This window comes from Sphingobium sp. TKS (genome assembly GCF_001563265.1).
In the GTDB taxonomy this organism is placed as follows: domain Bacteria; phylum Pseudomonadota; class Alphaproteobacteria; order Sphingomonadales; family Sphingomonadaceae; genus Sphingobium.
On the sequence record NZ_CP005083.1, the window covers coordinates 3961525 to 3981302 of the forward strand.

A 19778-nucleotide genomic window follows, 5' to 3' on the forward strand; every position below is an offset into this window, starting at 1 on the left:
AATTCGGACGAGCCGACGGCTTCAAGCAAAAAGCAGGCGAGTCTCATCCCCCGTCTGCTGCAAAAACCCAACCGGCCCGCCAATCTCCACGCCCGCGGGCAAGCTCTCCACCGTCATCCCGCACAAGGCCAGCCCGCTCTGACAGGCGAGGATGACAACCCCCAAAGCCAAGGCTTCCTCAATCACCATCGCCAGCGAAGGCAGCCCCGCCGCCCGATGCGCCTCATCCTGCGGCGCCCCAATCGGCGTCCGCAGCAATCCCACCGCATCCAGTTGCAGGAAAAGCGCCGCCTTGCCGCCCAACGCAGCCTGCGCCGCCGCCATCACCAGCGACCCGCGCAGCCGCTCCGCATCCGCCGTCGCGACGACGATCCTCAGCTCGCGCATAGTTCCACGGCGCAACCCGGACAGGCCGGATCCTTCGGCACCGCCACAGTTCGAAAGCGCATCGACAGCAGATCGGCCAACAGCAGCCGCCCCGCCATATCCTCGCCAAAGGGCACCAGCGCCCGGATCACTTCCAGCGCCGCCAGGCTGCCCATTACGCCGGTCAGCGCCCCGATCACGCCCGTCTCCGAGCAGTTCCGCTCCGGCGCATCCTCCGGGGATCCGACCAGGCAGCGATAGCAAGGCTTGCCCGCTTCCCACCCGCGATAGGTGGCGAGCTGCCCCTCGAACGGCCCGACCGCCGCCGACACCAGCGGAACCCTCAACCTCTGCGTGCAATCCGCCACCGCCAGCCGCGTCGCGAAACTGTCGCAGCCGTCCAGCACCACATCCGCCTCGCGCAGCATCAGCGCGGCATTGTCCGCATCGATCCGCGCATTGATGGGGATCAGCTTCACATCGGGATTGAGCCGCGCCACCGCCGCCATCGCGCCCTCGGCCTTGGGCGCGCCGATATCCTCGGTCCCGAACAGCACCTGCCGCTGCAAATTGGAGAGGGCGACCGCATCGTCATCGATCACCCGGATCGTGCCGACACCCGCCGCCGCAAGATAGAGGATCGCCGGACTGCCTATGCCCCCGGCCCCGATCACCGCCACATCCGCCGACAGCAACCGAGCCTGTCCCGCCCCGCCGATCTCCTTCAGCACGATATGGCGGGCATAGCGTTCAAGCTGCTCGTCGGTGAGCGGGGATGGGGTCATGATTATTTCACTCCCGTCGACCCGAAACCACCGGAACCCCTGACGGTCTCGTCCAGTTCCTCGACTTCGGCAAAGGTGGCGATCTGCACCGGCGCCGCCACCAGTTGCGCGATCCGGTCGCCCCGCGAGATCACAAAGGGTTCGCCGCCCAGGTTGATCAATATGACCTTCAATTCGCCGCGATAATCGGCGTCGATCGTACCCGGCGTATTGGGCAGGCTGATCCCATGCTTGAGCGCCAGGCCCGAGCGAGGCCGCACCTGCACTTCATAGCCTTCCGGAATCGCCATAGCGAAACCCGTCGCCACCGCATGACGCCCGCCGGGCACCAGGATGACGTCCTCCGCCGCCACCACATCCATCCCCGCCGCATGCGCCGTCGCATAGGCAGGCGCAGGCAGCCCCTCGCCATGGGGCAGGCGCTTCAGACGGATTTCAATCGGAGCGAGAGGAGAGGGCATCAGCGACCTTTTCTATCAAACGAGTGGCAACAGCGTCCTTGGGCAGATTTTCCCAACTTTCGACGCCGTCCTTGGAAATAATATGCACGCTGTTGGAATCGCCGCCCATCACGTCACCAGACACATCATTGGCAACGATCCAGTCAGCCCCCTTACGCGCCAGCTTGGCCTGCGCATGCTCAGCAACCTTCTGCGTCTCGGCGGCAAAGCCCACCAGCAAGGCCGGGCGCTTGGCATGCTTTCCCAGCGTGGCGAGAATGTCCGGATTCTCGACCAGGGAAAGCGGAGCAGGCTTGCCCGAGCCATCCTTTTTGAGCTTCTGATCCGCCGCATCCGCCGTGCGCCAGTCCGCCACCGCCGCCACCATGATCGCCGCATCGACGGGCAGGGCGGCTTCCACCGCCGCCAGCATCTCCCGCGCCGTCTCGACATCGACGCGATCCACGCCGGAGGGTGTGGGCAAATGCACCGGCCCCGCGACCAACGTCACCCGCGCCCCGGCCCGCGCCGCCGCCGCCGCAATGGCAAAGCCCTGCTTGCCCGAGGACCGATTGGCGATATAGCGCACCGGATCGATCGGCTCATGCGTCGGCCCGGCCGTCACCAGCACATGCCGCCCGGTCAGCGGCGCATCCGCCGTTTCAAAATCCGGTTGGCCCGCCAGAGGATCCGCGGCCAGCGGCAAGGCCAGCAACCGCGCCACCTCCGCCGCGATCGCCTCCGGCTCGGGGAGGCGCCCCTTGCCGAACTCGCCGCATGCCATTTCGCCGCTGTCCGGTTCCATGATGTGCACGCCATCGGTCTTGAGCTGAGCAACGTTCCGCCGGGTGGCTGCATGATGCCACATCCGCACATTCATCGCGGGCACGGCCAGCACCGGCTTGTCGGTCGCGAGCAGCAACGTCGTCGCCAGATTATCGGCAATACCTGCCGCCATCTTGGCAAGGATATTCGCCGTCGCGGGGGCCACCACCACCAGATCGGCCTGGCGGCTGAGCTGGATATGCCCGATCTCGCGCTCTTCCTTGAGGTCGAACATGTCGCCATAGACATGATCCTCGGTCAGCACGCCCAGCGAGAGCGGCGTCACGAACTGGGCCGCGCTCTCGGTCAGCACCGCGCGCACGGCCAAGCCCCGCTTGCGCAGCAGTCGCACCAGCTCCAGCGACTTGTAAGCCGCGATGCCGCCGGAAATGATAAGAAGGATGCGCTTGGTCATGACAGGCCCATCATTTGGGCAAGCGGGACGCCCTTGTCCAGCCCGCACCTTGAGCTTGCCTGGTCATTCCCGCGAAAGCGAGAGTCCATCTCCGGACGTTTCCACATATTTCAACCTTCAGGAGGTCGATTTCCCAATGGGGAGGACGATAAAGGGTGGAAGACGCAACCAGCTACCCGCTAGAGTATCCGTGATGGTCAAGCGAGTGATTTGCGCCAGATGCGATCTGCCTTGAGCAGGGCATTTGCGGTGACGATGAGCTTTCTCATGACGGCAGTGATGGCGAGTTTTGGTGGTTTTCCGCCGGCGATGAGTTGTCGATATTTTGCCTTGAGATTGGGGTTGAAGCGGGCAGCGACGAGGGCAGGCATATAGAGGGCTTTGCGGACGTTTGCGCGGCCGCCTCGAATGAAGCTCTTGCCTTTCCACTGGCCGGACTGTCTGGCGACAGGAGCGAGACCGGCGAGTGATGCGGCCTGTTTGTTATCAAGGCTGCCGAGTTCGGGCATGATGGCGATGAGTTGATTGGCGGTCAGCGTTCCGAGGCCATCGATGCTGGTGAGGATGTTATGGCGGCGGACCAGAGCCGGATCAGCAGCGATGATCTGGGCGATTTCAGCATCGAGTGCTTCGATATGGCGTGCGATCTGGTCGAGGCGCTGCCTGCACTGGCGCTTCAGGAAAGGAATGGTGAGTTTCTGATCTCGGTTCTTGAGTGCAGTACGATCCCGAACTAGTCCGTCGCGGGCATTGATGAGTTCGGCCAGCAGCACCTGATTTGCACATGGCGCTGGCCTGATGGGAGGTTGCACGGTGGCTGCCATGCGGGCCAGCAGGGCGGCATCGATGCGGTCGGTCTTGGCGAGGGTGCCGGTGGCCTGAGCAAAGCGCCTGGCTCGTTCGGGATTGAGCCTGACGCAGGGTATGTGAGCGAGCGCCTGTTCTATTGCACGATGGTAAGTTCCCGTTGCTTCATAGGCGATTTGCGCGACTGTCCATTGTTCGAGCCATGCGATCAGCGCCTTGTGGCCCTTGGTGGTATTGGGGAACTGCCGGGCAGCTGAGGCAGGGTGGGCATGGCAATCGAGTGTTGCTTTGGAGATGTCGATGCCAAGGGTTTGTGGTAGATCATTGCTCATCTTTTCCGTGTCCCATGCTTGTCATCCGGGCCACAAAGCCCCGGTATCCGTTCGGGCCTGAAGGAAAAGAAAGGGGCGATCCGGGACTGTCAGGAATTTCGTGTGCGACGAGGCATAATGGGGAACAAGGAGACCCGGTATGTCACGACGCAAAGAACCCTCGATACCGAACGACATTCTCGATCAGCTGCTTGCCGGCACTGACGCGGCCGCGGCGCTCAGCCAGGGCGGCCTGCTCGATACATTGAAGAAGGCATTTGCCGAACGGGCGCTCAATGCGGAGATGGATCACCATCTTGGCCAGGAGGAGCAAGGGAACAACAGCCGGAACGGCTATGGCCGCAAGACGGTGACGACCGACGGGGGACGGATCGAGATCGAGGTGCCGCGTGATCGGGCCGGCAGTTTCGATCCGCAGCTGATCGCCAAGTACCAGCGACGCTTCCCTGGCTTTGATGACAAGATCATCTCGATGTACGCGCGTGGCATGAGTACCCGGGAGATCACCGGGCATCTGCGCGATCTGTACGGGATCGACGCCTCGCCCGATCTGATCAGCACGATCACCGACGCGGTGCTGGAAGAGGTTGCAGCCTGGCAGCAACGCCCGCTGGACCCAGCCTATCCGCTGGTTTTCTTCGATGCGATCCGGGTCAAGATCCGCGACGAAGGCATGGTCCGCAACAAGGCGATCCATATTGCCCTGGGCGTCATGGCCGACGGCACCAAGGTGGTCCTGGGGCTATGGCTGGAACAGAATGAAGGCGCCAAGTTCTGGCTGCGCGTCATGAACGAACTACGCAACCGCGGCGTCGAGGATATCATGCTGGCCGTCGTTGACGGTCTGAAGGGCTTCCCCGACGCCATCACCGCCGTCTTCCCCGAAGCGATGGTCCAGACCTGCATCGTCCATCTGCTGCGCAACTCGATGGATTTCGTGGCATGGAAAGACCGTAAGGCGCTCGGAACGGCCCTGAAGGCCATCTACCGTGCTGTCGATGCCGCGGCCGCCGAGGAAGCGCTGACGGCCTTCGAAGCGAGCTTCTGGGGGCAGCGCTATCCTGCCATCGGCCAGAGCTGGCGTCGGGCATGGCCCGAGGTCATCCCATTTTTCGCCTTCCCCGACGAAGTCAGGCGGATCGTCTACACCACCAATGCCATCGAGGCCTTGAACTCCAAGCTTCGTCGCGCTGTTCGTGCGCGGGGCCATTTCCCCAATGATGAGGCGGCCACCAAGCTGCTCTATCTGATCTTGAACCGATCGGAAAAAGAGTGGAAAATGCCGCCGCGCGAGTGGAACATGGCGAAGGCGCAATTTGCCGTTCTCTTCGGCGAACGCTTCATCAGGGCCATGACGGCCTGATGGTCAACCGCCTCGCCGCACACGAAATTCCTGACAGCCCCGGGCGATCCAACTCTAACCCGGTCCCTGATCGACCGGCATCGATGCGCGATCCGTCCCCTTCCACCCGTTCCGGGGTGGCCACCCCGGAACGGGCATCTCATCCTGACCCAAACGGACAACAATGTCATAAGACAAGCATCGTGCGCAAAAGTGGGAACCGGCTTTGCGCAAAAAACGATGCGACAACAAAAGCTTAGAGCGCGCGACCTGCATCCGATTTAACGCAGCGCGCTCTAGACTTGGCTCGGCGCCGCCTCGCTCGACACCGCCTTCTCCCGACGCCGCCGCCACCAGTCCAGGATCGCCTCCCCAGCCGGCCGCTCGACCAGACGGTTGATCAGCGTGCCCAAACCCAGCGCCACCGCAAAGGCCGTCGCAAAACCCGCCCAGGGGCTGTACCCCGCCTCGGCCATTTTCAGCATCACGACAAAGCCGACATGCTGGTGAATGAGGTAGAAGGAATAGCTGATCCCACCCATCCAGACGAGCGGCCGGAGGCTAAAAAAACGCAGCCGCCCCGCGATCAGCGCCGCAAAGACGCCCAGCAGGACAACGCCCGCCAGGGTGATGTCCGGGCTGTCGACCGTCGCGATCGAGAGCAGAGCCAGCGCGGCATAGGGCGCCTGTTGCCGCCAGCTTCGCTGCCCCGCCCAAACGCGATAGGACAACATGCCGATGATGAAAAAGGGCACATAGCGCAACACCAGCAGCATCACGATCCGCTCGGGCATGCCCGGCCACAGCGCATAGAGCCAACGCAGCGCGAGCCAGGCCAGCAGCACCAGCTCCAGCCGCTTGACGCCCGCCCATTTCCAGATCGCCACCATGCAGAAATAGAAGGCTATCTCGACCGTTAGCGTCCAATAGGCGCCATCGACCTCGGGCAAGAAGGCAAAACCCTGCAACATGGTGATATTGGCCAGGATCGCGCCCGGCCCGATCAGCAGTTGCGACACCCGCGCCAGATATTCGATCCCCAGCGTCAGCAGCATCGCGACCAGATAGGCGGGATAGAGCCGGGCAAAGCGGTTGATCACGAAATCGGCGGCGGTCCGGATTCGGTCGAGCGTGAAGAAGATCGCAAAGCCGGAAATGGTGAAGAACAGCAGCACCCGGTAATTGCCGCCCAGGAAGCTGAAGGGCACATGGGCCGCCTGCGGAAACAGTTCATGGAAGCGGGTGGAATAATGAAAAACCAGCACGCACAGGGCGCCCAGACCGCGCAACGCGTCCAGTTCCGTCAAGCGGCCAGTGGAAAGGCGCGACCCCGTCATGTCCTCGCCATAGCAACGGAACAGCAATCTTTCCGTTAATATCGTGGTTAACCGCATGGCCCGGCTGTATTTTCGGAAAGCGTGACGAATTCGGACGTAAGCGCCCCTTGGCGTTCGACAGGGCCAGGCCGGCCCCGAGCTAAGGCTGTCCCGCTTCCGCCGCGCGTTTCAGCCCCTGCAATTGCTCGGTCAGAACCCTGTCGACGAGCGGAGCGATCTTGGACGCGCCCATGCGCATATAACCGCCGACGACATAGCTCATTCCGACCCGCACGCCTTTCTCCGTCGGCGCGATGTCGAAAGTGAGCGTCCCGGTTACCGCCTCCGCCTGCAACGGCCCCAGCGCCCCGGAAAGGCGCAATTGCTTGTCCGGCGCCGCATAGATCACCCGGCCATGCTCGACGCTTCCGGCCTTCCCATCCTTGCCCGGCACCTTTTCGCAGAAGCAGCCGCCCGCAACGGGGTCCAGGCTCAGATTGGCGGGATCGCCGCTATAGCTGTGCTGTCCGTTCCACCAGCGGGCCGGTTGCCCCAACAATCGATAGACAGTCGCCGCATCGGCGGAGACATCGACACTATTCTCCGCCACGAAACCGACATCGCTGCTGCCCGTAACAGCGCAATGGGCCGGCGCGACCATCGCCGCACCAGCCCATGCCAAAATCATGATCTTGCGCATCGCCTTCCCTCCCTTGCAGGAGGGTAAATTAGCTCAGGCGCCCTTGCCGTCCAAGATGGCCGCGATCGCAACCGTCACATCGTCCATGTCGGCCATGCCGTCGACCCGCGACACGATGCCGCGCGCTTCGTAGATGGGCAGGATCGGCGCGGTCTTGGCGCGATATTCGGCCATGCGGGTCCGCACGGTTTCCTCATTGTCGTCCGGGCGGCGCTTGAACTCATGGCCACCGCATTTGTCGCAGCTACCCTCGACCTTCGGCGTCTTGAACGTGTCGTGATAGCCCTCGCCGCAGGTCGCGCAGGTGAAGCGCCCGGTGATACGCTCAACCAGCGCGTCCTCGTTCACGTCCAGCTCGATCACATGGTCGAGCGTCCGATTGCGGTCCGCCAATATGCCGTCGAGCGAATAGGCCTGCGCCTCCGTCCGCGGATAGCCGTCGAAGATCACGCCGGTTTCCGGCGACAGCGCATCGAGGGCTTCACCGATGATGCCCGACACGATCTCATCCGACACCAGTTCGCCGGCTTCCATCACGGCCTTGGCCTTAAGGCCGATGGGCGTCCCGGCCTTCACCGCCGCGCGCAGCATGTCGCCCGTCGATAGCTGCACCATGCCCCGGCTGTCCACCAGACGCGTCGCCTGCGTTCCCTTGCCGGCGCCCGGAGGGCCGAGCAGAATGATATTCATGTCGCGCATTCTCCCCTGTTCTTCGCGCTTTTCACGTGCTGCGCCCCTTCAGCGCATACGCCCCTTCAGCTTCGCCTTCTTGATCAGATCCCCATATTGATGGGCAAGCAGATGGCTCTGAATCTGCGTAACCGTGTCGACCGTAACATTGACGACGATCAACAGGCTAGTCCCACCAAGGTAGAAGGGAATTCCCGCCCGGGCGATGACGAATTCCGGCACCAGGCAGATGAAAGCCAGATAGGCCGCGCCGATCACCGTGATCCGGGTCAGCACATAGTCCAGATAATTTTCGGTGTTCTTGCCCGGACGGATGCCGGGAATGAAGCCGCCATTGCGCTTGAGATTATCGGCCGTCTCTTCCGGATTGAACACCACGGCGGTGTAGAAGAAGCAGAAGAAGACGATGCCGAGGCCATAGAGGCCCATATAAACCGGGCTGCCGTGCGACAGATACTGGTTCAGCGTCAGCACGAAATCGCCCAGCTTGCTTTCGCCCGCCACCGTCCGGCCCGCAAATTGCGAGACGGTGAGCGGCATCAGCAGCAGCGAACTGGCAAAAATCGGCGGGATCACGCCGGCGGTGTTGACCTTGAGCGGCAGATGGCTGCGGTCCGCCTGCATCAGCCCCTGGCGCGTCTGGCGCTTGGGATATTGGATCAGCACCCGGCGCTGCGCCCGCTCCATGAAGCAGATGAACGCAATCAGACCAAAGCCCAGCACGATCACCAGGAAGATCAGCAGGCCGGAAATCGCGCCCGTGCTGCTCGACTTGAACAGGTTGCTGAGCGTCACCGGCAACTGGGCGACGATGCCCGCCATGATGATGAGGCTGACGCCGTTACCAATGCCGCGCGAGGTGATCTGCTCACCCAGCCACATCAGGAACATGGTGCCGCCGATCAGCGAGATCACCGCCGCGACCCGGAACAGGATGCCCGGATCGACCACCGCCTGTACGCCCGACTGCGCGCCGAAGCTCTCAAGGCCGACGGCAATGAAATAGCCCTGCACCGCTGTCAGGCCGACCGTCCCGTAGCGGGTGTACTGATTGAGCTTCTTGCGCCCGCTTTCGCCTTCCTTCTTGATCGCCGCGAGCTGCGGCGAGAGGGAGGCGGCGAGCTGCACCACGATCGAGGCCGTGATGTACGGCATCACGCCGAGCGCGATCAGGCTCATGCGCGAGAGCGAACCGCCCGAGAAGGTGTTGAAGATGTCGAGGATGCCGCCATTGGTCTGCTTGTAGAGCTGCGACAAGGCGGTCGGATCGACGCCCGGCAGCGGCACGAAGCTCAGGAAGCGGAAGACGATCAGCGCGCCCAGCGTGAACCACAGGCGCTTCTTGAGGTCGGTCGCCTGGCTGAACTTCGCCAGGCTGAGATTGGATGCGAGCTGGTCGGCTCTCGATGCCATCGTGGCTGCCCTTCAAAACATCTTGCCGGGATTTGGATGCCCGGAGCGGAATCGCTAACCCCTTAGCGGGGTGATGGGGCGCTGTCGAACCGGGAATCGCCGCCGATGCGACAAAAACTTGCCCCGAAACACATGACCCCGCCTACCCATATCGGGCAGCGGGGTCACGCTTGCAAGCCTTGGCAGGCCGGATCAGGCCTTCGCTGCGGCCTTCTTGGCGGCGAGGGTAGTGCCCTTCTTCGCCTTAGCCTTCTCAGCCGCCGGAACGACCTCGATCACGTCGACCTTGCCGCCGGTCTTCTCGACCGCTTCAACCGCGCCCTTCGACGCGCCGGCGACCAGGAAGCTGACCTTGGCGGTCAGATCACCCTTGGCGAGCAGGCGCACGCCGTCCTTGCCACCGCGGGCAAGGGCAGCGGCCTTCAGCGCCGCATGGTCGATGGTGGCGTTGGCGTCGAGCTTGCCGGCGTCGATCGCCTTCTGCACCGCGCCCAGGTTCACGATCGCGTAATCCTTGGCGAAGATGTTGTTGAAGCCGCGCTTCGGCAGACGCATGTGGAGCGGCATCTGGCCACCCTCGAAGCCGTTGATGGCGACGCCTGAACGTGCCTTGGCACCCTTCTGGCCGCGACCGGCGGTCTTGCCCTTGCCCGAGCCGATACCACGGCCGACGCGCATCCGGCCCTTGCGGGCACCGGCATTGTCGTTGAGTTCGTTAAGCTTCGTCATCTGTGCACTCGCTTTCGCTATGTTCGCGCAAGTCCCGCCACATGATTTTTCGCGGCGGGACAACAAAGAGGGCGCGCCATTAGCGCCCTTTCCCAAAAAACGAAAGAGAGGTTTCCCCCTCTCCCGCCTTATCTCGATGAACCGAAGGGTTTAGCCTTCGACCACTGCCACCATATGGGGCAGCTTCTTGATGGCGCCGCGGACTTCCGCAGTGTCTTCCAGCTCTACCACGCGGTGCATCTTGCCAAGGCCCAGACCGATCAGAATCTTCTTCTGGTCGGCGGGACGGCGGATCGGTGAACCGATCTGCTTGATCTTGATCTTCGCCATGTCGTCTTACTCCGCAATCGCTTCGGCATCAGCCTGCGCGACTTCGGCCGAGGCGCCGCCGCGACGGAGAAGGTCAGCGACCTTCTTGCCGCGACGCTGCGCCACCGACTTCGGGCTGGTCTGTTCGCCCAGCGCCGCGAAGGTCGCACGGATCATGTTATAGGGGTTGGACGTGCCGTTCGACTTGGTCACGACGTCAGCGACGCCGAGGCTCTCGAACACGGCGCGCATCGGACCGCCTGCGATGATGCCGGTACCGGCAGGCGCCGAACGGACCGTCACCTTGCCCGCACCGAAATGGCCGAGGCCATCATGATGCAGCGTGCGGCCTTCCTTCAGCGGAACGCGAACCATCGCCTTCTTGGCCGAAGCGGTCGCCTTGCTGATGGCTTCGGGCACTTCGCGCGCCTTGCCATGGCCGAAGCCCGCGCGGCCCTTGCCGTCACCGACCACGACCAGAGCGGCGAAACCGAAGCGCTTACCGCCCTTGACGGTCTTCGAGACGCGGTTGATGTGAACCAGCTTCTCGATCAGCTCTTCGCCCTGCTCCTCGTCGCGGTTGCCGCGACGGTCATCACGACGGCCACGGCCGCCGCGCTCGCCACGGTTGCGATCGCCGCCGCGACCACGGCCACGGCCGGGACCGCGACCTTCGGTCGGTGCAGCCTCGACGCCCTCGGTGGGGGCGCCGGCTTCAATGGTGTTTTCGTCAGCCATGATCAGAACTCCAGCCCGGCTTCACGGGCCGCATCGGCCAGCGCCTTGACGCGGCCATGGAAGAGGAAGCCTCCACGGTCGAACACGACCTTGGTGACGCCGGCAGCGGTTGCCGCAGCGGCAACGCGCTTGCCGACTTCGGCTGCGGCTTCGGAAGAGGCGCCGGTCTTGCCCAGAGCCTTGGCCCCGATATCCTTGTCCAGGGTCGACGCGGCGGCCAGGGTCTTGCCCTGCGCATCGTCAATGACCTGGGCGTAGATGTGACGGCCCGAACGGTGGACGCTGAGGCGGGGCTTGTGGCCAGAAACCGCCTTGAGCGCTGTGCGAACGCGGCGACGACGCCGCGCGAAGAGGGAAAGCTTTGCCATCTTACTTCTTCTTCCCTTCCTTGCGGAAGATGAACTCGCCGGCGTATTTGATGCCCTTGCCCTTATAGGGTTCGGGCTTGCGCCAGCGACGGATCTCGGCGGCGACCTGACCGACCTTCTGCTTGTCGATGCCGCTGATCTCGACCGTGGTGTTATCCGGGGTCTTGATCTCGATCCCTTCCGGAATCTCGAAATCGACGTCGTGGCTGTAGCCGAGCTGCAACTTCAGGGTCTTGCCCTGCGAATTGGCGCGGTAGCCGACACCGGTGATCAGCAGCTTCTTGGAGAAGCCCTCGGTCACGCCAGTGACAAGGTTCTGGATCAGCGTGCGCTGCATGCCCCAGAAGGCGCGCGCCGCTTTGGTGTCGTTGGCCGGCTTCACCAAAATGCTGCCGTCCTCGATCGTGTAGCTGATCTCGTCGCGCAACTGCAACGCCAGGGTGCCCTTGGGCCCCTTGACCGACAACTGCCCGCCTTCGATCGACGCCGTCACGCCCGAAGGCACGGCGATCGGCTTCTTACCCGTGCGGCTCATCAGAACACCTCCGCCAGCACTTCGCCGCCGACATTCTGCTCGCGCGCTTCGGCGTCGGACAGAACGCCACGGGGCGTCGAGACAATGGTGATGCCCAGGCCATTGCGCACCACCGGCAGTTCCTTCGAACCCGAATAGACGCGGCGGCCAGGCTTGGACACGCGGGCGACATGCTTGATCGCCGGCTGGCCCTCGAAATATTTCAGCTCGATGCGCAGGCCGGGGTGCTTGCCGAGGGCTTCCTCGGAATAGCCACGGATGTAACCTTCGCGCTGGAGCACGTCGAGCACGCGGGCGCGCAGCTTCGAAGCGGGGGACACAACGCTGTCCTTCTTCGCCTGCTGCCCGTTGCGGATGCGGGTGAGCATATCACCCAGGGGATCGGTCAATGCCATCTCAAATGATCCTTACCAGCTCGACTTGGTGACGCCGGGGATCAGGCCCTTGTTGGCCAGATCACGCAGCTGCACGCGGCAGAGACGGAATTTGCGGTAGTAGGCCCGGGGACGGCCCGTCAGCTCGCAGCGGTTACGCACGCGGGTCGGGTTGCCGTTGCGGGGGATCTCCGCCATCTTCAGACGCGCGATCAGACGATCGCCGTCATCAGCGGTCGTATCATTCGCGATCGCCTTGAGCTTCGCATAGCGGCCGGCATATTTCTTCACCAGCTTCTTGCGGCGCTCGTTCTTGTTGATCGAACTCAGTTTCGCCATGACTTAAGTTCTCTTCCTTAGCTTAAGCGTTGGGAGAGAAGCGGGGCCAGATTAGGCCGCCTGCTTCTCTTCGAGCGGGAAGGGGAAGCCGAAGAGGCGCAGCAGTTCGCGCGCTTCCTCGTCCGTCTTCGCCGTGGTGGTCACGATGATGTCCATGCCGCGCACCTTGTCGATGCGGTCATAGTTGATCTCCGGGAAGATCAACTGCTCCTTGATGCCGAAGGCATAGTTGCCACGGCCATCGAAGCTCTTCGGATTGAGACCACGGAAGTCGCGCACGCGGGGCAGAGCGATGTTGATCAGACGATCAAGAAACTCGTACATGCGCTCGCGGCGCAGCGTGACCTTGGCGCCGATGGGCATGCCTTCACGCAGCTTGAACTGCGCGATCGACTTGCGAGCCTTGGTGATGACCGGCTTCTGGCCAGCGATCAGTTCCATTTCCTCGGCGGCCTGCGTGACCTTTTTCTTGTCCTGGGTCGCTTCGCCCACGCCCATGTTGAGCGTGATCTTCTCGATCTTCGGAACCTGCATGACGTTCTTGTAACCGAACTTCTCGGTCATCGCCTTGGCGATTTCGGCGTCATACTGCGCCTTCGAGCGCGGCGTATATTTGTCGCTCATTACAGCACCTCACCGGACTTGACGGCGACGCGGACCTTCTTGCCGTCGCGATCCTCGAAACGGACGCGGGTCGGCTTGCCATCCTTGTCAGCGACAGCGACGTTCGAAATGTGAAGCGGCGCCGGCTTACGCTCGATGCCGCCCTGCGGGTTCGCCTGGTCGGGCTTGCGGTGACGCGCATGCACATTGATGCCTTCGACGAGAACCTTGTCCTCCTTCGGCAGCACCTGCAGGACGGCGCCGGTGCGGCCCTTGTCCTTGCCGGCCAGGATGACGACCTTGTCGCCCTTCTTGATCTTCGCAGCGCTCATTACAGCACCTCGGGGGCAAGCGAGATGATCTTCATGTGCTTCTTGGCGCGCAGTTCGCGAACGACCGGGCCAAAGATACGGGTGCCGATCGGCTCCTCGTTCTTGTTGATGAGCACAGCGGCATTGCCGTCGAAGCGAATCACGCTGCCATCAGCGCGACGCACGTCCTTGGCGGTGCGCACGATGACGGCGCGATGCACGTCACCCTTCTTCACCTTGCCACGAGGCGCAGCTTCCTTGATCGAGACGACGATGATGTCGCCCACGCTCGCGAAGCGCCGCTTCGAGCCGCCCAGCACCTTGATGCACTGGACGCGCTTGGCGCCGCTGTTGTCAGCGACGTCAAGATTGGATTGCATCTGGATCATGGATCCGGTTCCTTCTTATTTGGCCTACCGGAATGATTCCCGGCGGTTCCGAATTTCGTGCCTGGACCCTTGAGTCTCTACGCGAAGCGCGGGCCTGTACCCTTTCCTTGAGGAAAAGGCCAGCCCCGCGTTGCGCATATGACTCAAAGAGTCAGTGAGCCTTCCCTCAGGCTGCCGTTTCCGGCGACTTGTGGGTGTCCACGCGCTCGATGACCTTCCAGGTCTTGAGCTTGGAAATCGGAGCGGTCTCTTCGATGCGGACCGTTTCGCCTTCCTTGTAGACATTGCCCTCATCATGGGCATGGTACTTCTTCGAACGGCGGATGATCTTGCCGTAGAGCGCATGCTTCACCTTGCGCTCCACGCGAACCACCACCGTCTTGTCGGTCTTGTCGGAAACCACCGTTCCCGTCAGCACGCGCTTGGGCATCGTGTGTTTCCTTTACTTCGCGGCCGAGCGGTTACGCTCGGTCTGCAGGGTCTTGATCTGCGCAATCGACCGGCGGACTTCCTTGACCCGGCTGGGCTTTTCCAGCTGGTTGGTGGCCGCCTGGAAACGCAGGTTGAACTGCTCGCGCTTCAGGTTGTTGAGTTCGGTCGACAGCTCGTCGTCCGTCTTGGTCTTCAGGTCTGCGACATTCGCCATGTGCTTAACCCTCCAGATGCGAGGTGTCGCCGAGGCGGGCAACGACCTTGGTCTTGATGGGCAGCTTCATCGCGGCGCGCGAGAAGGCCTCTGCTGCGAGCGGGCCGGGAACGCCGTCCAGTTCGAACAGGATGCGGCCCGGCTTGACGCGGGCGGCCCAATATTCGACCGAACCCTTGCCCTTGCCCTGACGGACTTCGGCGGGTTTCTTCGACACGGGAACGTCGGGAAACACGCGGATCCACAAACGGCCCTGCCGGCGGATGTGGCGGGTGATCGCACGACGAGCCGCTTCGATCTGACGCGCGGTGATCCGTTCAGGCTCCAGAGCCTTGAGACCATAGGAGCCAAAGTTCAGAGCGGCGCCACCCTTGGCATCGCCCTTGATCCGGCCCTTGAAGGTCTTGCGGAACTTCATTTTCTTCGGTTGCAGCATGACGCTATACCTACCTTATTCTCAGCGCGCCGGGCGCACGCCGGAGGTCTGAGCCTCCAGCATCAGCCGGTCGGTGGCCATCGGATCATGACCCAGGATCTCACCCTTGAAGATCCAGACCTTGATGCCGCAAACGCCATAAGCGGTGTGGGCTTCGGCTTCGGCATAGTCGACGTTCGCACGCAGCGTGTGCAGCGGAACGCGGCCTTCGCGATACCATTCGACGCGGGCGATCTCCGCGCCGCCCAGACGGCCGCCGCAGGTGATCTTGATGCCTTCGGCGCCCAGACGCAGAGCCGACTGCACCGCGCGCTTCATCGCGCGGCGGAACGCCACGCGGCGCTCCAACTGATCGGCAATGCCCTGCGCCACCAGCTTCGAATCGACTTCCGGCTTGCGAATTTCGACGATGTTCAGCGACACGTCCGAAGACGTGAGCGCGCCCAGCTTCTTGCGCAGCTTCTCAATGTCCGCGCCCTTCTTGCCGATGATGACACCGGGACGGGCAGCGTAGATCGACACGCGGCACAGCTTGGCGGGACGCTCGATCACCACCTTCGAAATCGCGGCCTGCGGCAGCGACTTCATGATGAACTTGCGGATCTTGAGATCTTCCAGCAGCAGACGGCCATAGTCGGCGCCTTCGGCATACCAACGGCTGTCCCAGGTACGGTTGATCTGAAGACGCAGACCGATCGGATTGCTCTTGTGACCCATGTGCTTACGCCTCCGCTTCTTCGCCAGCTTCACGCACGACAATGCGCACGCGGCTGAAGGGCTTGAGGATCCGGGTCGACTTGCCGCGGCCGCGGGCGTGGAAGCGCTTCAGGGTGAAGCTCTTGCCCACCGATGCTTCCGCGACGACCAGCGCGTCGACGTCCAGATTGTGATTATTTTCCGCATTGGCGATGGCCGAAGCCAGCACCTTGCGCACGTCGACCGCCATCGCCTTCTTGGAGAAGGCGAGGATGTTCAGCGCGTCCTCGACCTTGCGGCCGCGGATGAGCGTGGCGACCAGGTTCAGCTTCTGGGCCGAACCACGGATCTGCGTGCCAACGGCCAGCGCCTCATTGTCGGCGACGCGACGGGGAGCCTTTTCCTTGCTCATTAGCGCTTGCCCTTCTTGTCGGCGGCGTGGCCGGGGAAGTAGCGGGTCGGGGCGAATTCGCCCAGCTTGTGACCCACCATTTCCTCGTTCACCGAGACCGGCACATGCTTGCGGCCATTATAGACGTTGAACGTCAGGCCAACGAACTGCGGCAGGATGGTGGAACGGCGCGACCAAGTCTTGATCGGACCCGAACGGCCACCGGCGTCCTGCGCGGTTTCCGCCTTCTTCAGAAGGCTGAGGTCCACGAACGGACCTTTCCAGACGGAACGAGCCATCTCGCTTACCTCTTCTTCTTCGCGTGGCGGCTACGGATGATGAACTTGTCCGTCGCCTTGTTGTGGCGGGTGCGCGCACCCTTGGTCGGCTTGCCCCAGGGCGTGACCGGATGACGGCCGCCCGAGGTCCGGCCTTCACCACCGCCATGCGGGTGATCGACCGGGTTCTTCGCCACACCGCGCGTCAGCGGACGCTTGCCGAGCCAGCGGTTACGACCGGCCTTGGCGAGATTGGTGTTGGCATTGTCCGGGTTCGACACGGCACCGACGGTGCCCATGCAGTCCGAACGGATATAGCGCTGCTCGCCCGAGGACAGGCGGACCATCACCATGCCACGATCGCGACCGACCAACTGGGCATAGGTGCCCGCCGAACGGCAGAGCTGACCGCCCTTGCCGGGCTTCATCTCGATATTGTGGATGATGGTGCCGACCGGCATCTGGCCGAGTTCCATCGCATTGCCCGGCTTCACGTCGGTCTTCTTGCCCGCGATGACCTTGTCACCGGGGGCCAGACGCTGCGGCGCCAGGATATAGGCCTGGGTGCCGTCGGGATAGTTGACCAGCGCGATGAAGGCGGTGCGGTTGGGGTCATATTCCAGACGCTCGACCGTGCCCTCAACGTCCCACAAGCGACGCTTGAAGTCGATGATGCGGTAGCGCTGCTTGTGACCGCCGGCGATGCCGCGCGAGGTCACATGGCCCTTGTTGTTGCGGCCGCCGGTCTTGCGCTTGCCTTCGGTCAGCGCCTTGACGGGCTTGCCTTTGTGCAGGCCGCTGCGGTCGACGAGGATCAGGCCGCGCTGGGCCGGGCTCGTCGGGTTATATGTCTTCAGCGCCATGGTCAGCGCACTCCTTCGGTGATGTCGATCGATTGGCCATCAGCCAGGCGAACGATCGCCTTCTTCACGTCCGAGCGGGTGTAGGGCTTGCCCTTCCACTTCTTGGTCTTGCCCTTGGCGACCAGCGTGTTCACGCTCTTGACGCTCACCCCCCAGATCGCCTCGACGGCGGCCTTGATCTCCGGCTTGGACGCGTCATTGGCGACCTTGAAGACCACGGCGTTGTTCTCGGAGAGAAGGGTCGACTTCTCGGTGATCACCGGCGCGACAACGACGTCATAATGACGGTTGTCCACGGTCGCGGCTTCTTTCTTAGCCATTGAAACGGGCCTCCAGCTTTTCGACCGCGGCGCGGGTCAGCACCAGCGAGTCGGCCTTCAGGATGTCGTAAACGTTGGCGCCGACGGCCGGCAGCAGGTTCACGCCGATGATGTTGGCCGAAGCCTTCGCGAAGCTGACATTCACCGCGTCGCCGTCGATGAACAGCGCCTTGTTGAGGTTCAGCTTGGCAAGGTGCGCGACCAGAGCCTTGGTCTTGCCTTCCGCCACATCGAGATTGTCGAGAACGATCAGCGAACCGCTCTTAACCTTCGACGACAGGGCCATTTTCAGGCCGAGCGCACGAACCTTCTTGTTGAGGTCGTGACCGAAGGTGCGGGCGCGGGCGCCGTGAGCCTTACCACCGCCGATAAAGACGGGAGCGCGGCGATCGCCGTGACGAGCCGTACCGCCGCCCTTCTGGCGACCGAACTTCTTGCCGGTGCGGGCAACGTCCGAACGCTCACGGGTGGCGCGGGTCGGAGCCCGGCGCTTTTCGAGCTGCCAGGTGACGACGCGGTGCAGAATGTCGGTGCGGGGCTCGATACCGAACACGGCATCGTTCAGCTCCACATCACCAGCGGTCTGCGCGTCGAGGGTCTGTACCTTGACCTTCATGGATTAGCCCTCCTGGCCTTCGGTCGCTTCGGGAGCAGCCGCTTCAGGAGCAGGCGTCTCAGCCGGAGCAGAGTTGCTGTTGGCGGCAGCCTTGAGGCTCGCCGGATAGGGCGCATCAGCCGGACGCTTCACCTTGACGGCGTCGCTGACAGTCAGCCAGGTACCCTTGGCGCCCGGAACGCTGCCCTTGACGAACAGCAGGCCGCGCTCGACGTCCGTGCGGACGATTTCGAGATTCTGCTGGGTCCGTTCGCGATCACCCATGTGACCCGCCATCTTCTTGTTCTTGAAGACGCGGCCCGGATCCTGACGGTTACCGGTCGAACCATGGGCACGGTGGCTGATGGACACGCCGTGGGTGGCGCGCATGCCGCCGAAGCCCCAGCGCTTCATGGCGCCGGCAAAACCCTTACCCTGGGTGTGACCGGCAACGTCGACCAACTGGCCGGCAATGAAGTGATCGGCCGCGATCTCGGCGCCGACATCGAGGAGCGCATCCTCGGCGACACGGAATTCGACCAGACGCGCCTTCGGCTCCACTTCCGCCTTGGCGAAGTGGCCGCGCTGCGGCTTGGCGACATTCTTGACCTTCGCGACGCCCGCACCGAGCTGAACCGCGACATAACCGTCACGATCGACTTCCTTGCGGGCCACGACCTGATTGCCCTCAAGGGCCAGAACCGTAACCGGAATATGACGTCCATCCTCCTGGAACAGACGGGTCATCCCGACTTTCTTAGCGATCACGCCTGTGCGCATCACTGATTACTCCCATAGAGGCCCGCCTTAGCAGCGGGCGTATCCAACGAAAAAACCGCTCAGGATCTCTCCTTCGCGGCCCAACCCAAATATTAGATCACCCCGTCCGGGTTGGATGCCACCCCCTGCTCGGGAATAGCGACGGGGGACCAGAACCACGCGCCTTTCCGGTTCACCGGAAGGGCCGTGCGGTATCCCTTGTGTCGTTTGAGCTTCCGGATCTCCGGAATGCCCGATACCCTGTCCTCCTTTCGGAAAGCAGGGACTTGTTGGCTTTAGGCCAACTTGATTTCGACGTTCACGCCGGCAGCCAGGTCCAGCTTCATCAGCGCGTCGACCGTCTGCGGCGTCGGCTGCACAATGTCAAGCATGCGCTTGTAGGTGCGGACCTCGAACTGCTCGCGCGACTTCTTGTCGATGTGCGGACCACGGTTGACCGTGAACTTTTCGATGCGCGTCGGAAGGGGAATCGGACCGCGAATAAGGGCGCCGGTGCGGCGGGCGGTGTCGGCGATGTCGCCGGTCGCCTGATCAAGCACGCGATGATCGAACGCCTTGAGGCGAATGCGGATGTTGCTGTCCATTGTTCCTGTACCGATGCGAAAGAGCCAAAAACTTAGAGCATTTTCAAAAATCAGCCGGAGCAG

The 19778-nt window shown here is 62.9% G+C and carries 31 protein-coding genes; 1 reads left to right on the forward strand and 30 read right to left on the reverse strand.

What is annotated here, in order from left to right:
- Nucleotides 1-21: 21 nt before the first annotated feature.
- The 5 genes from K426_RS19560 to K426_RS19580 form a co-directional block, all read right to left on the reverse strand.
- Nucleotides 22-387, reverse strand: coding sequence for a DsrE family protein (locus K426_RS19560; protein WP_066560494.1), 366 nt, complete (start codon nt 385-387; stop codon nt 22-24).
- Nucleotides 375-1151: a HesA/MoeB/ThiF family protein gene (locus K426_RS19565; protein WP_066560497.1), complete on the reverse strand. Its 777-nt coding sequence runs from the start codon at nt 1149-1151 to the stop codon at nt 375-377. Before K426_RS19565 ends, K426_RS19560 begins: the two co-directional genes overlap by 13 nt.
- A 2-nt stretch (nt 1152-1153) precedes the next feature.
- Nucleotides 1154-1612: a dUTP diphosphatase gene (gene dut / locus K426_RS19570; RefSeq protein ID WP_066560499.1), complete on the reverse strand. Its 459-nt coding sequence runs from the start codon at nt 1610-1612 to the stop codon at nt 1154-1156.
- Nucleotides 1587-2831: a bifunctional phosphopantothenoylcysteine decarboxylase/phosphopantothenate--cysteine ligase CoaBC gene (gene coaBC / locus K426_RS19575; RefSeq protein ID WP_066560501.1), complete on the reverse strand. Its 1245-nt coding sequence runs from the start codon at nt 2829-2831 to the stop codon at nt 1587-1589. The genes dut and coaBC overlap by 26 nt, the downstream gene beginning before the upstream one ends.
- A 197-nt stretch (nt 2832-3028) precedes the next feature.
- Nucleotides 3029-3970: an IS110 family transposase gene (locus K426_RS19580; protein ID WP_066554315.1), complete on the reverse strand. Its 942-nt coding sequence runs from the start codon at nt 3968-3970 to the stop codon at nt 3029-3031.
- A gap of 139 nt (nt 3971-4109) precedes the next feature.
- On the opposite strand from K426_RS19580, the gene K426_RS19585 reads away from it, so the two are divergent.
- Nucleotides 4110-5333 (forward strand): IS256 family transposase, encoded by a 1224-nt coding sequence (locus tag K426_RS19585; protein WP_066559295.1) that lies wholly within the window; start codon nt 4110-4112, stop codon nt 5331-5333.
- Nucleotides 5334-5608: 275 nt separating this feature from the next.
- Here the strand turns inward: K426_RS19585 and K426_RS19590 are convergent, their stop codons facing one another.
- From K426_RS19590 to rpsJ, 25 genes are all read right to left on the reverse strand, one after another.
- Entirely contained in the window at nt 5609-6649 is a 1041-nt protein-coding gene (locus K426_RS19590; protein ID WP_066562045.1) for an acyltransferase family protein, read from the reverse strand.
- A gap of 139 nt (nt 6650-6788) precedes the next feature.
- A complete protein-coding gene (locus tag K426_RS19595) occupies nt 6789-7328 on the reverse strand; it encodes an ATPase (RefSeq protein WP_066560503.1) in 540 nt (179 codons plus the stop codon).
- 33 nt (nt 7329-7361) lie between these two features.
- Entirely contained in the window at nt 7362-8018 is a 657-nt protein-coding gene (locus K426_RS19600; protein WP_066560505.1) for an adenylate kinase, read from the reverse strand.
- Nucleotides 8019-8066: 48 nt separating this feature from the next.
- Nucleotides 8067-9431: a preprotein translocase subunit SecY gene (gene secY, locus K426_RS19605; protein WP_066560516.1), complete on the reverse strand. Its 1365-nt coding sequence runs from the start codon at nt 9429-9431 to the stop codon at nt 8067-8069.
- 192 nt (nt 9432-9623) lie between these two features.
- Nucleotides 9624-10160, reverse strand: coding sequence for a 50S ribosomal protein L15 (rplO, locus tag K426_RS19610; RefSeq protein WP_066560518.1), 537 nt, complete (start codon nt 10158-10160; stop codon nt 9624-9626).
- A gap of 150 nt (nt 10161-10310) precedes the next feature.
- Nucleotides 10311-10490 carry a 50S ribosomal protein L30 gene (rpmD, locus tag K426_RS19615; protein ID WP_066560520.1) on the reverse strand — a complete coding sequence of 60 codons (180 nt, stop codon included), beginning with the start codon at nt 10488-10490 and terminating at the stop codon, nt 10311-10313.
- A gap of 6 nt (nt 10491-10496) precedes the next feature.
- Nucleotides 10497-11207 (reverse strand): 30S ribosomal protein S5, encoded by a 711-nt coding sequence (gene rpsE, locus K426_RS19620; RefSeq protein WP_082748715.1) that lies wholly within the window; start codon nt 11205-11207, stop codon nt 10497-10499.
- Nucleotides 11208-11209: 2 nt separating this feature from the next.
- Nucleotides 11210-11575 carry a 50S ribosomal protein L18 gene (gene rplR / locus K426_RS19625; RefSeq protein WP_066560522.1) on the reverse strand — a complete coding sequence of 122 codons (366 nt, stop codon included), beginning with the start codon at nt 11573-11575 and terminating at the stop codon, nt 11210-11212.
- Between the two features lies 1 nt (nt 11576).
- Nucleotides 11577-12110 carry a 50S ribosomal protein L6 gene (gene rplF, locus K426_RS19630; RefSeq protein WP_066560523.1) on the reverse strand — a complete coding sequence of 178 codons (534 nt, stop codon included), beginning with the start codon at nt 12108-12110 and terminating at the stop codon, nt 11577-11579.
- Entirely contained in the window at nt 12110-12505 is a 396-nt protein-coding gene (gene rpsH, locus K426_RS19635) for a 30S ribosomal protein S8 (protein ID WP_021239751.1), read from the reverse strand. The genes rplF and rpsH overlap by 1 nt, the downstream gene beginning before the upstream one ends.
- Before the next feature lie 12 nt (nt 12506-12517).
- On the reverse strand, nt 12518-12823 hold the full coding sequence (gene rpsN / locus K426_RS19640; protein WP_066560526.1) for a 30S ribosomal protein S14: 306 nt from the start codon (nt 12821-12823) through the stop codon (nt 12518-12520).
- Nucleotides 12824-12874: 51 nt separating this feature from the next.
- Entirely contained in the window at nt 12875-13447 is a 573-nt protein-coding gene (gene rplE / locus K426_RS19645; RefSeq protein ID WP_066560528.1) for a 50S ribosomal protein L5, read from the reverse strand.
- Complete coding sequence (rplX, locus tag K426_RS19650) at nt 13447-13758, reverse strand: 50S ribosomal protein L24 (protein WP_025547274.1); 312 nt, start codon at nt 13756-13758, stop codon at nt 13447-13449. The genes rplE and rplX overlap by 1 nt, the downstream gene beginning before the upstream one ends.
- Nucleotides 13758-14126 (reverse strand): 50S ribosomal protein L14, encoded by a 369-nt coding sequence (gene rplN / locus K426_RS19655; RefSeq protein WP_007686569.1) that lies wholly within the window; start codon nt 14124-14126, stop codon nt 13758-13760. The genes rplX and rplN overlap by 1 nt, the downstream gene beginning before the upstream one ends.
- A 166-nt stretch (nt 14127-14292) precedes the next feature.
- Entirely contained in the window at nt 14293-14556 is a 264-nt protein-coding gene (gene rpsQ, locus K426_RS19660) for a 30S ribosomal protein S17 (protein ID WP_006960320.1), read from the reverse strand.
- A gap of 12 nt (nt 14557-14568) precedes the next feature.
- Nucleotides 14569-14772, reverse strand: coding sequence for a 50S ribosomal protein L29 (gene rpmC / locus K426_RS19665; RefSeq protein ID WP_007707894.1), 204 nt, complete (start codon nt 14770-14772; stop codon nt 14569-14571).
- A gap of 4 nt (nt 14773-14776) precedes the next feature.
- Nucleotides 14777-15208 (reverse strand): 50S ribosomal protein L16, encoded by a 432-nt coding sequence (rplP, locus tag K426_RS19670; RefSeq protein ID WP_066560530.1) that lies wholly within the window; start codon nt 15206-15208, stop codon nt 14777-14779.
- 21 nt (nt 15209-15229) lie between these two features.
- Nucleotides 15230-15925, reverse strand: coding sequence for a 30S ribosomal protein S3 (gene rpsC, locus K426_RS19675; RefSeq protein ID WP_066560532.1), 696 nt, complete (start codon nt 15923-15925; stop codon nt 15230-15232).
- Nucleotides 15926-15929: 4 nt separating this feature from the next.
- The gene (rplV, locus tag K426_RS19680) at nt 15930-16316 is read right to left on the reverse strand and encodes a 50S ribosomal protein L22 (protein ID WP_004208717.1); all 387 of its coding nucleotides are present in this window, start codon (nt 16314-16316) and stop codon (nt 15930-15932) included.
- The gene (rpsS, locus tag K426_RS19685) at nt 16316-16594 is read right to left on the reverse strand and encodes a 30S ribosomal protein S19 (protein WP_046761676.1); all 279 of its coding nucleotides are present in this window, start codon (nt 16592-16594) and stop codon (nt 16316-16318) included. The genes rplV and rpsS overlap by 1 nt, the downstream gene beginning before the upstream one ends.
- Before the next feature lie 5 nt (nt 16595-16599).
- Complete coding sequence (rplB, locus tag K426_RS19690; RefSeq protein WP_066560540.1) at nt 16600-17436, reverse strand: 50S ribosomal protein L2; 837 nt, start codon at nt 17434-17436, stop codon at nt 16600-16602.
- Between the two features lie 2 nt (nt 17437-17438).
- The gene (locus K426_RS19695) at nt 17439-17756 is read right to left on the reverse strand and encodes a 50S ribosomal protein L23 (protein WP_066560542.1); all 318 of its coding nucleotides are present in this window, start codon (nt 17754-17756) and stop codon (nt 17439-17441) included.
- Nucleotides 17749-18372: a 50S ribosomal protein L4 gene (gene rplD / locus K426_RS19700; RefSeq protein ID WP_066560544.1), complete on the reverse strand. Its 624-nt coding sequence runs from the start codon at nt 18370-18372 to the stop codon at nt 17749-17751. The genes K426_RS19695 and rplD overlap by 8 nt, the downstream gene beginning before the upstream one ends.
- Nucleotides 18373-18375: 3 nt before the next feature.
- A complete protein-coding gene (gene rplC / locus K426_RS19705) occupies nt 18376-19131 on the reverse strand; it encodes a 50S ribosomal protein L3 (protein ID WP_066560547.1) in 756 nt (251 codons plus the stop codon).
- Between the two features lie 275 nt (nt 19132-19406).
- The gene (gene rpsJ / locus K426_RS19710) at nt 19407-19715 is read right to left on the reverse strand and encodes a 30S ribosomal protein S10 (protein WP_007686587.1); all 309 of its coding nucleotides are present in this window, start codon (nt 19713-19715) and stop codon (nt 19407-19409) included.
- Between the last annotated feature and the right edge of the window lie 63 nt (nt 19716-19778).